Genomic DNA, 15,157 nt, shown 5'->3' on the forward strand with positions numbered 1-15,157 from the left:
CCAACCGCTCCTGAACCCGGAAAGCACGATGGTGCGCGCCGTTCGTCCTGCCCGTGTGTCGTACGCGGGAGAACGATCCAAATGAAGCGCATGCTTTTCAATGCGACGCAGGCCGAGGAACTCCGCGTCGCAATCGTGGATGGTCAGAAACTGATCGACCTCGATATCGAATCGGCCGCCAAAGAACAACGCAAGAGCAACATCTACAAGGCGGTCATCACCCGCATCGAGCCCAGCCTCGAAGCCGCTTTCGTCGATTACGGCGCAGAACGCCACGGTTTCCTGCCATTCAAGGAAATCGCGCGTAGCTATTTCCAGCCCGGGGTTGAAGCCAGCAAGGCCAGCATCCGCGAAGCCCTCAAGGAAGGCCAGGAACTCATCGTCCAAGTCGAGAAGGATGAGCGCGGCAACAAGGGCGCCGCGCTGACCACCTATATCTCCTTGGCCGGACGCTACCTCGTCCTGATGCCCAATAATCCACGCGGTGGCGGCGTTTCCCGCCGGGTGGAGGGCGACGAGCGGGCCGAGCTGCGCGACGTCATGGATCAGTTGCAGGTTCCGCAGGGCATGAGCCTCATCGCTCGCACCGCAGCCATCGGCCGCAGCGCAGAGGAACTGCAGTGGGACCTCAACTACCTGCTCCAGCTGTGGACTGCCATCGAAGGCGCGGCGCAGAACCAGAGCGGCGCCTTCCTCATCTACCAGGAAGGCAGCCTGGTCATCCGGGCGATCCGCGACTACTTCCAGCCGGACATCGGCGAGATCCTCATCGACACCGACGACATCTTCGAGCAGGCCCAGCAGTTCATGGCCCACGTGATGCCGGGCAATGTGAACCGGGTCAAGCGTTACCACGATGACGTTCCACTGTTTTCCCGTTTCCAAATCGAGCACCAGATCGAGTCCGCCTACTCCCGCCAGGTGAACCTGCCTTCCGGCGGTGCGGTGGTGATCGACCACACCGAGGCACTGGTCTCGGTGGACGTGAACTCCGGTCGCGCAACCAAGGGCGCGGATATCGAAGAAACCGCCTTCCGCACGAACCTGGAAGCAGCCGACGAAATCGCCCGCCAACTACGCCTGCGCGACCTTGGCGGCCTCATCGTCATCGACTTCATCGACATGGAGTCGCAGAAGAACCAACGGGAAGTGGAGAATCGCCTGCGCGACGCCCTGCGCCACGATCGCGCTCGCGTCCAGACCGGCAAGATCAGCCGCTTTGGTCTGCTGGAACTCTCCCGGCAGCGCCTGCGTCCTGCGCTGGCGGAGACCAGCTATATCCCCTGCCCGCGGTGCAATGGCACTGGCCACATTCGTAGCACCGAATCCTCCGCGCTGCACATCATCCGCATCCTCGAAGAGGAAGCAATGAAGGAAAATACCGGCGCGGTGCACCTGCAGGTGCCGGTCGACGTCGCCACTTTCCTGCTCAACGAGAAGCGGGTGGACATCGCCCACATCGAGATGCGCCACCGCGTGCAGCTCATCATCGTGCCCAACCGTCACCTCGAAACGCCGCAGCACGAGATCATCCGCCTGCGCCACGACCAGCTGAACCAGGAAGAGATCGCCCTCGCCAGTTATCAGATGGTGCAGAAGCCGGCCGAGAAGGAAGTCGGGGTCCAGAGCAAGAATGGCGACAAACCCGCCCGGCAGGAAGCCGCAGTCAAGGGTATCTCGCCGGAGCAGCCCGCGCCGGTCAGCGAACCCCGCCCGGTCGCCGAAGTGCCGGCCGCCGTACCGGCTCCGGCTGCTGGCGGCATCATTTCCCGCCTGCTGGGCTGGCTGATGGGTGGCCCCAAGGCCGCACCCGTGCCGCCGGCCGTGGAAGCACAGCCCAAGCGCGAGGGCCGTGGTCGCAGCGAACGCAATGGCGACGGTCGCCGCAATGGCGGCAGTCGCAACCGCCGCGATGGTCAGACCCGTAATGAACGCGACGGCGAGGAACGCAACGGCCGCAGCAACCGTGGTGATCGCGGCGAGAATGCCGAGCGCGCGGCAAGGCAACAGACCACCGCGACTCAGGAGCGGCCCGAACGAGGCGAACGCACCGAACGAGGCGAACGCACCGAACGCACCGAACGCGGCGAGCGTCCGGAACGAGGCGAAGGCGGCCGCAACCGCGGCCGTGGCCAGCGTGGCGGCCGCAACGAGGAAAACCTCCAGGCTGAGAAGGTGGCGGAGAAGACGGTAGAAGCCATGGCGGCCGAGAGCGCAGCAGTAGCCGCCAGCGCGGCCGAAGCGCTGCCCGACTCAGCTCCCGCCACCGACGAGGCCGATGCGGCACCGGAAAAGCGCCGCCGCCGCAGTCGTGGCCGCCGGGATCGGCGCAATGCCGAAGGAGCACCGGAAGTGAACGGTGAAGAGATCTCTTCGGTGGAGAGCCAGGACGGAGCGGAGGCATCGACCGTTGTGACGGAGGCAGCTTCTTCCGTCGAGGCAGTCCTTGCAAGCGCACCGGAGAGCACAAACATCGGAACGGGAGCGCCCGCTCACTCTGCGCTTGAGGTCACGTCAGCCGCCGAGAGGGCAGCGGAAACCCAAGAGGCCGTGGTTGAAGAGCCCGTGGCCATCGATGCGCCGGCCGGCGAGCTTCAACCCGCCGAACCTCAACCTGCAGCGGTCGCGGAAAGCCAGACGATTCAGCCCGCTGCAGAAGCCGAGGTGCTTGACGTCACGACGGAGCAGGATCTCGCGCCCGAGGCGGAGCTGCCTGTGGCTGTCGCTCAAGCCCAGTCCGAAATGGAAGCGACCGCAGAGGCTGCTCAAGCCCCCGAGGTAGCCCTGTCCCCTGTTGCGCTCGAGCCTGCTGCCGAGGCGCCCGCGGCTGTTGCCGAACCGATCCTCGAGGAGGCTCAACAACCTGAAATCACCGCGGTGGAACGGACGGCAGCGTCCCAGGTCGAAACGGGTCGCGAGTCTTCGGCTCCTATCGATCTGGGTAGCAGCGGCCTGGTCATGATCGAGACCGACCGGAGTAAGTCGGCGTTTACGAATGGCGAACCCGAAGCTCCCGCTCAGCTCGGCCGCAAACCCCGCCGCTCCAGCGCCGCTCTGACCAACGAACCGCTGCAGCAGGTCGAAACGCGCAAGTAAGCGCCTGATGGCAAAACAAAAAAGCCATCCCTTGGGATGGCTTTTTTGTTGGACAATCTGCGGAAAGCACGTCAGCCCATGAACTACCTCAGGCACTCTCCCGCAAGCGGTCGAACAATCCCTGCACAGCGTTCTCGCACATGTTCAGCACGAGGTCGAAGCCGGTCGGCCCTCCATAGTAGGGATCCGGCACTTCATCGAACTCGGGGTTACGGGCAAAGGACATGAAAAGCGCCAATTTGGGGCGGTACACAGCGGGAGCGACACGCTGCATGGACTGAAGGTGACCGCGGTCCATGGCCAGCAGCAGATCGAAGCGCTGGAAATCGGCGGGCTCCAGCTTGCGTGCGCGCAGACCAGAGAGATCGTAGCCACGGGAGGCCGCCACCTTCTGGGAGCGTGGGTCCGGCGCCTCGCCGGCGTGGTAGCCATGCGTACCCGCGGAATCAACTTCGACCAATCCGCTCAGGCCGGTCGTCTCGATGAAATGCCTTGCCACACCCTCGGCCGTGGGAGACCGGCAGATGTTCCCGGTGCAGACAAACAGAATCCGCTTCAAGCCCTTCCTCCTCAATTGGTTCCATGCTGGTCGGCGCCGAAGGCCCGGCTGCGCAGCCGGAACAATTCGTCGCGCGCTGCTGCGGCCTTCTCGAACTCGAGATTGCGCGCATGCTCCTGCATTTCCTTTTCCAGCTTCTTGATGGCCTTAGCCAGCGCCTTCTCGTCCATCGCCGCGTAGTCGGCCCGGGCCTCCTCCGCCACCAGCGCCTGCTTCTCGTCGTCGACAGCGTATACACCGTCGATGATGTCCTTGATGCGTTTGCTGACCGTCTTGGGCACGATGCCGTGCGCTTCGTTGAACTCGATCTGCTTGTTCCGCCGGCGCTCGGTTTCCTGCATGGCCGCGCGCATGGAGTCGGTTATACGGTCTGCATAGAGTATCGCAGTCCCGTTGATGTGCCGAGCGGCACGCCCTATCGTCTGGATCAGCGAGCGCACCGAACGCAGGAAGCCTTCCTTGTCCGCATCCAGGATCGCAACCAGCGACACCTCGGGAATATCGAGACCTTCCCTCAGCAGGTTGATGCCCACCAGTACGTCGAACTGGCCAAGGCGCAGATCGCGGATGATCTCCACCCGCTCCACCGTGTCTATATCCGAGTGCAGGTAACGCACCCGGATGCCGTTCTCCGCAAGATAGTCGGTCAGATCCTCTGCCATGCGCTTGGTCAGCACCGTAACCAGCACCCGCTCATTCACCTCTATGCGCCGGCGCACCTGAGACAACAGGTCATCCACCTGGGTGGTCGCGGGCCGCAACTCCACCACCGGGTCGATCAGGCCGGTCGGCCGCACCACCTGCTCCACCACCTGCCCCTGATTAGCTTCCTCGTAGGCGGCAGGCGTGGCGGAGACGAACACCGTCTGCGGCATCAGACGCTCGAACTCCTCGAAGCGCAGCGGGCGATTGTCCAGCGCGGACGGCAACCTGAAACCGTACTCGACAAGGTTCTCCTTGCGCGAACGGTCCCCCTTGTACATGCCGCCCACCTGGGGGATGGTCACATGCGACTCATCCACGAATAGCAGTGCGTCCCGCGGCAGGTAATCGATCAGGGTCGGCGGCGGCTCACCGGCGCCGCGTCCTGAGAGGTGTCGGGAGTAATTCTCGATCCCCTTGCAGAAACCCATCTCGTTGAGCATTTCCAGGTCGAAGCGGGTGCGCTGTTCGATGCGCTGGGCCTCGACCAGCTTGCCCTCCCGCTGGAAGCGCCCTACCCGTTCGGCCAATTCTTCCTTGATCGCCTCTATCGCCTTCAGCACGGTGGTGCGTGGCGTCACATAGTGGCTGGATGGATAGACGGTGAAGCGGGCAAGTTTTTGTCGCAGGTGGCCGGTCAGCGGATCAAAGAGGGTCAGATGCTCGATCTCATCGTCGAACATGTCAATGCGCACCGCCAGCTCTGCGTTCTCCGCTGGAAAGACGTCGATCACGTCGCCGCGCACCCGGAAAGTGCCGCGGCGGAAGTCGATGTCCGCCCGGGTGTATTGCATAGCCACAAGGCGGGCAATCAGGTCGCGGTGGGCGATGCGCTCGCCTTCGCGCAAGTGCAGCACCATCGAGTGGTAGTCCACCGGGTCGCCGATACCGTAGATGCAGGACACAGTGGCGACGATGATGACATCGCGCCTCTCCATCAGGCTCTTGGTCGCCGACAAGCGCATCTGCTCGATGTGCTCGTTGATCGAGGAATCCTTCTCGATGAAGAGATCCCGCGACGGCACATAGGCCTCCGGCTGGTAGTAATCGTAGTAGCTGACGAAGTACTCGACCGCGTTCTCCGGCAGAAACTCGCGGAACTCCGCGTACAGCTGGGCTGCCAGCGTCTTGTTCGGTGCCAGCACCAACGCCGGACGTCCCATGCGCGCGATCACGTTGGCCATGGTGTAGGTCTTGCCCGAGCCGGTCACGCCAAGCAGGGTCTGGAACATCAGACCGTCAGCCACGCCTTCGCTCAGCAGGCGAATGGCTTCGGGCTGATCGCCCGCAGGCGGAAAGGGCTCGTGCAAACGGAAAGGGCTGCCCTCGAAGGTCACCACGCGGGCGCTGCCTGCCGGAGTCGTCATGCTAGAATTCCCGTTTCCTTCAGCCGGATTTTCCAACTCGGAAAGACGGCCAAAACGTTGATTATTTCCCAAATCGCGGCACAAGGCACGATCGTGCTCGTCCCTGTCCCGCGACGAACCGCAAGAGCAACTGGAGTCGACATGTCCGCATCGATCTTCGCCGCCGTCGAAATGGCGCCCCGTGACCCGATTCTTGGCCTCAACGAGGCCTTCGCCGCCGACACCCGCGCGGAAAAGGTGAACCTCGGGGTCGGCGTCTATTACGACGACAACGGCAAGATCCCCCTGCTTGCAGCCGTGCGTGCCGCCGAGAAGGCGCGCCTCGAGGCCATGCCCGCCCGCGGCTACCAGCCGATCGAAGGCGCTGTCGCCTACAACACCGGCGTACAGAACTTGCTGTTCGGCAAGGATTCCGCGCTGCTGGCCAATGGTCAGGTCGTCACCATCGAGGCCCTCGGCGGCACGGGTGCCCTGAAGGTCGGCGCCGACTACCTGAAGCGTCTGCTGCCGGGTTCTACGGTGTACATCTCCGATCCGAGCTGGGAAAACCATCGTGCGCTATTCGAATCGGCTGGTTTCCCGGTCGAAACCTACCCGTACTACGAGGCCTCCACCCGTGGCGTCGATTTCGCCGCAATGAAGGCCAAGCTGGAGAGCCTGCCCGCCGGCGCCATCGTCGTCCTGCACGCCTGCTGCCATAACCCCACCGGCGCCGACCTGAGCGATACGCAGTGGGATGACGTGGTTGCCGCCTGCCGCAGCCGTGGCCTGATCCCCTTCCTGGACATGGCTTACCAGGGTTTCGCCGATGGCATCGAAGCGGATGCGGTTGCCGTGCGTGCCTTCTCCGCCAGCGGCCTGCAGTTCTTCATCTCCTCTTCCTTCTCCAAGAGCTTCTCCCTGTACGGCGAGCGCGTGGGTGCGCTGTCGGTCGTCACCTCCAGCAAGGAAGAGAGCGGCCGCGTGCTGTCGCAGATCAAGCGGGTGATCCGCACCAACTACTCCAACCCGCCGACCCACGGTGGCGCGGTGGTTGCCGCAGTGTTGAATTCCCCCGAACTGCGCCAGCAGTGGGAAGACGAGCTGGCCGGCATGCGCGACCGCATCCGCGCCATGCGCACCGGCCTGGTTGAGGCGCTGAAGGCCGAAGGCGTGGCGCAGGACTTCTCCTTCGTGATCAAGCAGCGCGGCATGTTCTCCTACACTGGCTTGTCTGCCGCGCAGGTGGAACGGCTGAAGAACGAATTCGGCATCTATGCGGTTTCCACCGGCCGCATCTGCCTGGCCGCGCTGAACAACAAGAACCTGGGTTACGTTGCCAAGGCCATTGCTGCAGTCGTAAAGGGTTGAAAGACAGGTTCTCCGGCAGAAATTCTGCACGGAGAACTTGACGGAAAGCCGCGTCATGCCTAGAATGCGCGGCTCTGTTCCTCGATAGCTCAGTCGGTAGAGCGCCGGACTGTTAATCCGTAGGTCCCTGGTTCGAGCCCAGGTCGAGGAGCCAGGAATTCAGTTTCAGCCAGCAAGGCTGAGACAAAGAGGTAAGTCTGCGGGCAGTGGCCGTGCAGAAAAGTTTGAGTAGTTCCTCGATAGCTCAGTCGGTAGAGCGCCGGACTGTTAATCCGTAGGTCCCTGGTTCGAGCCCAGGTCGAGGAGCCAAGCATCAAGGCGTTTGCATCATGCTGACGCTGCCAAGCCGGCATCTTGGGAGATCCCTCTGGGAAACGACTCAAGATGCCGGCTTTTTCTTTTCGGAGGGGCTCCAGCCCGGCAGCCTCCTGGGCAGAAGGCCTCCTTTTCACTCGTGGCCAGGTACTGCCGGGGCCGCGCTGCAGGAGCACCACCTCCGGCGCCCGAGCGCTCTACTTCCTGCCTTTAGGCGCGCCTGCGATCAGCAGCTTCAGTTCTTCAATATCCAGCGGCTTGACCAGGTGCGCATCGAAGCCTGCCTCCTGCACCTGCTTGCGGTCCTTCTCGCGGCCCCAGCCGGTGGAAGCCACCAGCAGCGCCTGCCTACCCCATTTCTCCGCACGGATCGCCCTGGCGACGTCGAGGCCGCTGACGTCCGGGAGGCCCAGATCAAGCACGATCACCTCCGGCTGCAACTCGCTGGCCATGAGGAGTGCCTCGCGACCGCTGGAGGCGGTGGCGACGTCATGCCTGTCAAGCAAACGGGCGACGGCCCAGATTGCATCCGCATTGTCGTCGACCAGCAGGACGCGACGTCTGGCGCCAGCGGCGAGGTCGGGATCGACCGATACCTCCTCCTCGGTCGCCCTCGCGGTCAGCGGCAACTGGACCACGAAGCGGCTGCCCAGCCCTTTGCCCTGACTCTCGCCGCGCACGCAGCCGTCGTGCAACTGGACGATGCTGCGCACCAGCGCCAGGCCGATACCCAAGCCATGAGGGCTACGACTGCCCGCCTCCGGGCTCTGGGAGAACATTTCGAACATCTTCTCCACCGCGTCCGGCTCCATGCCAATACCGTTGTCTTCCACTGCGATATGCAGGCAATCACCGCTGCGCTCCGCCGAAAGCGAGATACGGCCGTGCTCCGGGGTGTATTTCGCCGCATTGGTGAGCAGGTTCGCGAGGACCTGACTGAGACGGACCGGATCGGCGTACAGGTTGGTGCTCTCCCGCGGCAACCTGACCTCCAGCTCATGTCCAGCGGCATCGATGACATGCCGCGCCGTCTCCAGCGCGGACTCGACGACATGGGAGAAGCTCACCCTCTTCTTCTGTAACGCCAATCGCCCGAGGCGCAGGCGGGAGACGTCCAGCAGATCGTCCAGCAGGACCTTCATGGCCTGCGTCTGGCGACGCACGATCAGGACGGCGTTATCCCGTTTCTCCGCATCCACATCGTTGCGGCTAAGCACTTCGGACGCGCTGCTGATGGATGCCAGCGGGTTGCGCAGTTCATGGGAGAGCACGGCCAGGAAGCGGTCCTTGGCCTCGTCCGCGGCCTGCAAGGCGGCGGTGGCGTTCTCGTTCTCCTTCAGCGCCGCCAGCAACTCGGCGCGGCTTTCCTCCAGCGCCTGCTGAGCCGCGCGTTGCTCGCTCTGGTCGCGCAGGATCTTGACGAAGCCGACTGCCTGCCCGGAGTTGTCCTGCATCGGCATCAGCGCGCCGCTGGCCCAGAAGCGGCGTCCGTCCTTGCATTCGTGCAGGCGGTCGTCGGAGGCCCCGTCGGAGTGCAGTGCCTGCGCCGCTTCCGCTGCCGGGGCGCCGGCGGCGCGGTCCTCCTCGGTGAAGATCATGTCCACCAGCTGGCCGACCGCCTCTGCCTCGCTGTAGCCCAGCAGCCGTTCCGCGCCTGTGCTCCAGGTGGTGATGCGGCGTTCGAGGTCGGTGGAGAAGATGGCGTACTCGACCGCGTTTTCCACGATCAGACGCAGCTTCTCGGTGCTGTCCCGCAGGGCGTCTTCCGCATGCTTGCGTTCGCTGACATCGCTGCAGACCACCAGGTAGGACACCGGCCGGCCGTCGGCATCGGCCAGGGAGTTCATGCTGTTGTGCAGCCAGATGATGCTGCCGTCCTTGCGTAGGCAGCGTGTCTCCACCTGAAAGGATTCCCCGTTGCTGGCGAGTTTTTCCATCAGCCCGGCGCTCCGCTCCCTGTCCTGCGGATGCACCAGGTCTAGCAGCGGCACGCCCACCAGTTCGTCCTGGGCATAACCGAGGAGGTCGCTGTAACAGCGATTGGAGAAGGTGATTCGGCGCTGCAGATCCACCTGCACCACGCCAACGGTGGCCTGGTTGACGATGGCGCTGAAGCGTTCTTCCGAGCGGCGCAACGCTTCCCGCCCCTGCTTGCGGTCCGAGATGTCGACGAAGGTGAGCACCACGCCGGCGATGCGGTCGTCCAGCGTGCGATAGGGCAGCACCCGCACCAGGTACCAGTTGCCGCCGGCCTCGTCCACCTCCCGCTCTATCGGCGTGAGGCGCTCCAGTACCTTGCGGGCGTCCTCCGCCAGTTCGGGATAGTGGAGTTGAGTGCGCAGATGCCCGAGGGGGCGGCCGACGTCGGTGGCGATGAGGTTGAACAGGCCGACGGCCGAGGGCGTGTAGCGGGTGATGCGCAGTTCGCGGTCCAGGAATACGGTGGCGATCGCGGTAGCGTCCATCAGGTTCTGGATGTCGCTGTTGGCGTTCCCCAGCTCTTCCACCTTGCTCTTCAACTCGTGGTTGACGGTGGTGAGCTCCTCGTTGATGGATTGCAGCTCCTCGCGATTGGTCTCCAGTTCCTCGGTGGCGGAACGCAACTCCTCGTTCATCGCCTGCAGTTCTTCGTTGCTGGCCTTTAATTCTTCGGTGGATGCCTCGTACTGCTCCACTGTGTCGCGCAGATGGGTCTTCAAGCGCTCGACTTCACGGTCCAGTTGATCCGCGACCGTGTCCGTCTCCGGCCTGGATCGTTGCGGTGTAGCGGGTGAAATCTCGACCAGTTCTGCGGCGGCGGGCAGCGTATGCATCACCACCACCAGGAAGCCGGGAGCCACGTCGGTCATCGGCCTGACCTCAATGGCGAGATTCACGCTGTCGCCATCGAATTGCAGCGTTGCCGGTCGCACCCTGGCCGGCAAACCTGTGTTGGCGGCCTGATAGAGCGCTCCCCGCAACTCGATGCGCAACGCGGGATGGATGAGCCGCAGCAGATTGCGGGTGAGTTCGCCGCCGCTGAACTTCAGGTAGCGGCCGGCGGTAGGCGACATGTGCACGATCTCGTGCTCTGCATCCACCAGCAGCGACGGCGGCGAGATGTGCTCCAGCAGCTTGAGATGGACTTCCGCCCATGACAGGGTGCGGCCCTCCACCTGGAAGGCGGCGCGGGTGCGCTCCACGCCGGCACGGAGTGCGGCCGCGTAGGGGATTACAGGCCCGGAGCGGGCAGCGATCTGCGCATCCAGGGCCAGCGACAGGGTGTTGGAGCCAGTGGGGATCTGCAGGCCGCCATGAGGCACCTGGCGCTGGGTGTAGAGGCGGAACTTCTTGTCGATGACTGCGAAATGGACATTGCCGTCCTCGACCGATTCGGAAGAGCCAAGGAACAGCGTGCCGCCGGGCAGGAGCGCGAAATTGAAGGTATCCAGCACCCGCGCCTGCGCCTCCCGGTTCAGGTAGATCAGCAGGTTGCGGCAGGACACCAGGTCCAGCCGCGAGAACGGCGAATCCCGCAACACGTCGTGCACCGCGAACAGCACCGTTTCTCTCAATTCCCTGCGTACGCGATAGCCGCGGTGCTCCTTGACGAAGTAACGCCGCAGCCGCTCCTCGGAGACATCCGCCTCTATGGTGGTCGGGTAGATACCTTCCCGCGCCACCCGGATGGCATCGTCGTCCAGGTCGGTGCCGAATACCTGGATGACAGGCGGCGCCTCCAGCGTACGGGCGAACTCCGCCAGCAGGATGGCGAGCGAGTAGGCTTCCTCGCCGGTCGCGCAGCCCGCCACCCAGACGCGCACCGTGTCCGACGCGGTCTTGCCGAAGAACAGCCGTGGCAGATGCGTCTCAAGCGTTTCGAAACAGTCACTGTCGCGGAAGAAATTGGTCACGCTGATCAGCAGATCCTGCAGCAGGGCGCCGGATTCGCCGGGGCGGGTACGCAGGCAGTCGAGATAGCCGGGCAGGCTCTCGATGTTGTTCACCTGCATGCGCCGGCCGATGCGGCGCACGATGGTGGCGCGTTTGTAATCGGAAAAATCCCGGCCGGTGCGGCTGCGCAGGAAGGTGAGGACGTCGCGCAAGGCAGCTTCGTCCACCGTGTCCGGCACCCGCAGCTCTCGCGGCACCGTCGGGTTCTCCGGTGGCAGGCGGAGGTGCTGCTCCAGCTTCAGGTACTGCAGCACCCGCGCCGGCATCTGCTCCACCGGCAGCACCCAGTCCACCATGCCGGTGGAGATGGCGGTGCGCGGCATGCTGGAAACCTGCGCCTCCTCCGGATCCTGGGCGATGGTGAGGCCACCGCGCTCCTTGACGCGCTTGAGGCCAATGGCACCGTCGCCATCCGCGCCCGAGAGCACGATGGCGGTGGCGTGGGGGCCGTGGGAATCGGCCAGGGTGCGGAAGAAGAGATCGACCGCCACATGTTTGTGCCGCTCCTGCGGCAACTCGGTGAGCTGCAGCATGCCGTCCATGGAGCGCAAGGCCTTGCCCGGCGGGATTACATAGACCATGTTGGCGCGGATCTTCATCGCCTCGCGCACCTGCACCACCGGCATCGAGGTGTCCCGCTGCAGCAGTTCGGCCAGGCGGCTTTCGTGGTCCGGCGACAGATGCAGCACGACCACGAAAGCGGGCCCCGGTGCATCCGGCATGGCTTTGAAGAAAGCCCTCAGCGCTTCGATGCCGCCCGCCGAGCCCCCCAGGCCTACCACCGGCAAAAGGCGATAACCCCGCGCCGGCACGCCGTCGCTCAGTTCCTCGCCCTGATCCTGCTCCACTTGGTCCGGCGTCATTTCATCCATGGACTTCCTGTACCGTGACTTTTCGCACGTCGTGCGGACAAGCGGGAATGCTAGGGGGAGAAGTCCACCCTGCGCAACACGCGGGTACCCTGGGGCGGCGGCCAAATTCCGCGCGGCCGCCGTCAGCCGCAGGGTCAATGCATGCCGCGGCGGCGCGGGCGGTTGGCGTCACCATCGTCGTAGGCGTGGCGCGCGGCAGACATCTCCGCCAGCACACTTGCAACCTTGTGGTTGAGGCTGCCCTTGGGCATCACGCCCTTGGCATCCGGCTCGCCCGCCGGCACGCCGGTCAGCACCGCCATCGCCTCGTCCACCGAGTTCACCGCATAGACGTGGAACAGGCCGCGACGGGCCGCTTCCACCACATCCTCGCGCAGCATCAGATGACGCACGCTGGCGGCGGGGATCACCACACCGTGGCCGCCATCCAGACCACGCTCGCGGCACAGGTCGAAGAAGCCTTCGATCTTTTCGTTCACCCCGCCTATCACCTGCACTTCGCCGAACTGGTTCACCGAGCCGGTGACGGCGTAGCGCTGCTCGATGGGAATCTGCGTCAGCGCCGACAGCAGCGCGCACAGCTCGCCCAGCGAAGCGGAGTCGCCCTCCACCTGGCCATAGGATTGCTCGAAGGCCAGGCTGGCGGTGAGCGACAGCGGCTGGTGGCGCGCATAGCGGGAGGCGAGGAAGGCGGACAGGATGAGCACGCCCTTGGAGTGGATGGCGCCCCCCAGCTCGGTCTCGCGCTCGATGTCCACCACGTCGCCGTCGCCCATGCGCACGGTGGCGGTGATGCGTGCCGGGTGGCCATGGGCGGCGCCGGCCAGGTCCACCACCACCAGGCCATTCACCTGGCCAGCGCGGGCGCCGCTGGTCGATATCAGCGTAGTGCCGTCGAGCATGGAAGCGCGGACGACACGCGGGTAGCGGTCCGCGCGGCGGGCGCGGGCGGCCAGCGCGGCGTCGATCTGCTCCCGGCCGACGCGGGCGACCTCGGCGATGCCCGCCTGGTAATCCGCCTCGCGCATGAGGTCCACCAGCTTGCGCGTCTGCAGGCTGAGCTTGCGGGCGTCCTCGGCGAAGCGGGCTCCCTCCTCCATCAGCCGCGCCAGCGCATGGCGGTCGAAGGCGCGCAGGTCGTTGCGGCGGGCCAGCGCTGCCAGCAGCTGGGCGTAGCGGCGCTCGTTCTCCGGCGTGCGCGGCAGGTCGTCGTCGAAGTCGGCGGCAACCTTGAACAGCTCGGCGAAGTCCGGCTCCTCCTCCATCAGCAGGTAGAAGAGTTCGCGGTCGCCGACCAGGATCACCTTCAGTTCGCACGGCACCGGCTCCGGTGCGAGCGTCACCGCGCCACTCCAGCCCTGGGCCTCGGCCGGAGGCTCGATGCGAATCTCGCCGGAGCGCAGCGCGCGCTTCAGGGCCTCCCAGGCGTAGGGCTGACCCAGCAGGCGGCCGACGTCCAGCACCAGATAGCCACCGCAGGCGCGGTGCAACGCACCTGCCCGCAGATGGTTGAAGGTGCTCACCTGGGCGCCGTTTCGCACCAGGTGCTCCAGCCGGCCGACGAGATTGCCGTAGCCCGGGTTGTCCTCGTATACCACCGGCGCGCCGCTACTGCCGGAGTGATCCACCAGCACCTTCACCTGGTACTTGTGGAAGCGCCAAGCCAGGCTGCTGCTCTCGTTGCTGTCCTCGCCGCTTTCCTCGTCATCTTCGGCGTACTCGCTGCCGCCATCGAGCAGGTCTGCGGCAACGCCGTCGAGAAAGGCCAGGACCTGCGGCAGATCGGCGAAGGTGCTGCGGATATCCTTCATCAGATGGGTTACCGCCGGCCGCAGGGCATCGCGCACCGCCCGGGTCAACGCATCGCGCAGTTCACGGCGCCAGTCGGGGAATTCATCCAGCAGGTCGGCGAGGCGCTCGGTCCACACCTCCACCTTGGCCTCGGTGGCCTTGCGCTCCGCCTCCGGCAAGGCCTCGTAGGCTTCGTTCTCCAGGATCTCGCCGTCCACCGTAGGGGCGAACACGAAGCCCTCGGGCGTGCGCAGCAGGGACAAGCCCTCGGCGAGACTGCCGGCGCCGACCGCGCGCAGGGCCTCCTCCTCGCGATCCTTCTGTGCCTGCTGCAGCGCCTCCACCCGCTCGGTGTGGGTCTCGCTTCCCAGCGCCGAATCGATGGCCGGCTCCAGTTCGCGGATCAGGTCCTGCATCGCACTGCGCAGCTGGGCGCCCCGCCCGGCCGGCAGGCTGAGCAGGCGTGGGTGCAGCGGGTCGGCAAAGTTGTGGATGTAGCAGAGGTCCGGCGGCGTCGGCCGGGTCGCGGCCAGGCGCTGCAGCAGGCGGAAGGTTTCCGCATGGCGGCCGCTGCCGGACTCGCCGAGTACATAGACGTTGTAACCGGGTTGCTGCATCGCCAGCCCGAAACGCAGCGCCTCTTCGGCGCGCTCCTGGGTCAGCCCCTCGTGCAGGAGGGGAAAGTCGTCGGTGCTGTCAAAAGGAAAGACATCCGGATCGCTGTAGCTCCGCAGTTGCTGCGGTGCCAGCGGCATGGGCTCGGCCATGTTGTTGTTCTCCTGTGCCGAAAGGAAAATCGGGGAGGCACGCCACGCGCGCCTCCCCGACATCTTCGCCTTTGCCGAGCGCGCGCTGCAAGCGCGCCGCTCCCTGCGCCTGTTCAGCGCCGTTGGTAGTGGTCGCCCCAGCGGTTGTCCTCGCCGTCGTTCTCGAACTGGGGAAAATTGCGGTCATGCTCCAGCAGCAAGGTCATGATGGTGCGCGCATGCTCGGGCGGAAAGCCCTGGCGCGAGCCGCCGCGGGTGTCCGTCATCAAACGGAAGATATAGCTGCGGCATTCCCGGCTGCCCCACATCAGGTCGATCACGCTCAGATGAGGAAAGCGCTGGAAGAGCGAAGCCGTGTCTGTACGCTTGAGCTTCGCGGACTGAGGTGCGTTCATGGCTGCCAGA

The 15,157-nt window shown here is 65.0% G+C and carries 7 protein-coding genes and 2 tRNA genes; 4 read left to right on the forward strand and 5 right to left on the reverse strand.

Features of this window, described 5'->3' with window-relative positions; all coding sequences use genetic code 11:
* Positions 1-81: 81 nt before the first annotated feature.
* The gene (locus tag C7389_RS05120) at positions 82-3,096 is read left to right on the forward strand and encodes an Rne/Rng family ribonuclease (protein ID WP_133589017.1); all 3,015 of its coding nucleotides are present in this window, start codon (positions 82-84) and stop codon (positions 3,094-3,096) included.
* A gap of 88 nt (positions 3,097-3,184) precedes the next feature.
* Here the strand turns inward: C7389_RS05120 and C7389_RS05125 are convergent, their stop codons facing one another.
* Both C7389_RS05125 and uvrB read right to left on the reverse strand, forming a co-directional pair.
* The gene (locus tag C7389_RS05125; RefSeq protein ID WP_133589019.1) at positions 3,185-3,655 is read right to left on the reverse strand and encodes a low molecular weight protein-tyrosine-phosphatase; all 471 of its coding nucleotides are present in this window, start codon (positions 3,653-3,655) and stop codon (positions 3,185-3,187) included.
* Between the two features lie 11 nt (positions 3,656-3,666).
* Positions 3,667-5,724 (reverse strand): excinuclease ABC subunit UvrB, encoded by a 2,058-nt coding sequence (uvrB, locus tag C7389_RS05130; RefSeq protein WP_133589021.1) that lies wholly within the window; start codon positions 5,722-5,724, stop codon positions 3,667-3,669.
* A 141-nt stretch (positions 5,725-5,865) separates the two neighbouring features.
* Here uvrB and C7389_RS05135 point away from each other — a divergent pair, with 141 nt between their 5' ends.
* The 3 genes from C7389_RS05135 to C7389_RS05145 all read left to right on the forward strand — a co-directional run bounded on the left by C7389_RS05135 (position 5,866) and on the right by C7389_RS05145 (position 7,383).
* Positions 5,866-7,074 carry an amino acid aminotransferase gene (locus C7389_RS05135; protein WP_133589023.1) on the forward strand — a complete coding sequence of 403 codons (1,209 nt, stop codon included), beginning with the start codon at positions 5,866-5,868 and terminating at the stop codon, positions 7,072-7,074.
* Positions 7,075-7,152: 78 nt separating this feature from the next.
* Positions 7,153-7,228: transfer RNA gene (locus C7389_RS05140), tRNA-Asn, on the forward strand.
* 79 nt (positions 7,229-7,307) lie between these two features.
* Positions 7,308-7,383, forward strand: a tRNA-Asn gene (locus C7389_RS05145).
* A gap of 203 nt (positions 7,384-7,586) precedes the next feature.
* Here the strand turns inward: C7389_RS05145 and C7389_RS05150 are convergent.
* From C7389_RS05150 to C7389_RS05160, 3 genes are all read right to left on the reverse strand, one after another.
* On the reverse strand, positions 7,587-12,194 hold the full coding sequence (locus C7389_RS05150) for a PAS domain S-box protein (protein ID WP_133589025.1): 4,608 nt from the start codon (positions 12,192-12,194) through the stop codon (positions 7,587-7,589).
* A 134-nt stretch (positions 12,195-12,328) separates the two neighbouring features.
* Positions 12,329-14,752: a Lon protease family protein gene (locus tag C7389_RS05155; RefSeq protein WP_133589027.1), complete on the reverse strand. Its 2,424-nt coding sequence runs from the start codon at positions 14,750-14,752 to the stop codon at positions 12,329-12,331.
* A 113-nt stretch (positions 14,753-14,865) separates the two neighbouring features.
* Complete coding sequence (locus C7389_RS05160; RefSeq protein ID WP_133589029.1) at positions 14,866-15,147, reverse strand: hypothetical protein; 282 nt, start codon at positions 15,145-15,147, stop codon at positions 14,866-14,868.
* Positions 15,148-15,157: the final 10 nt, after the last annotated feature.

Source organism: Azoarcus indigens (assembly GCF_004361735.1).
Taxonomy (GTDB): Bacteria; Pseudomonadota; Gammaproteobacteria; order Burkholderiales; family Rhodocyclaceae; genus Azoarcus; species Azoarcus indigens.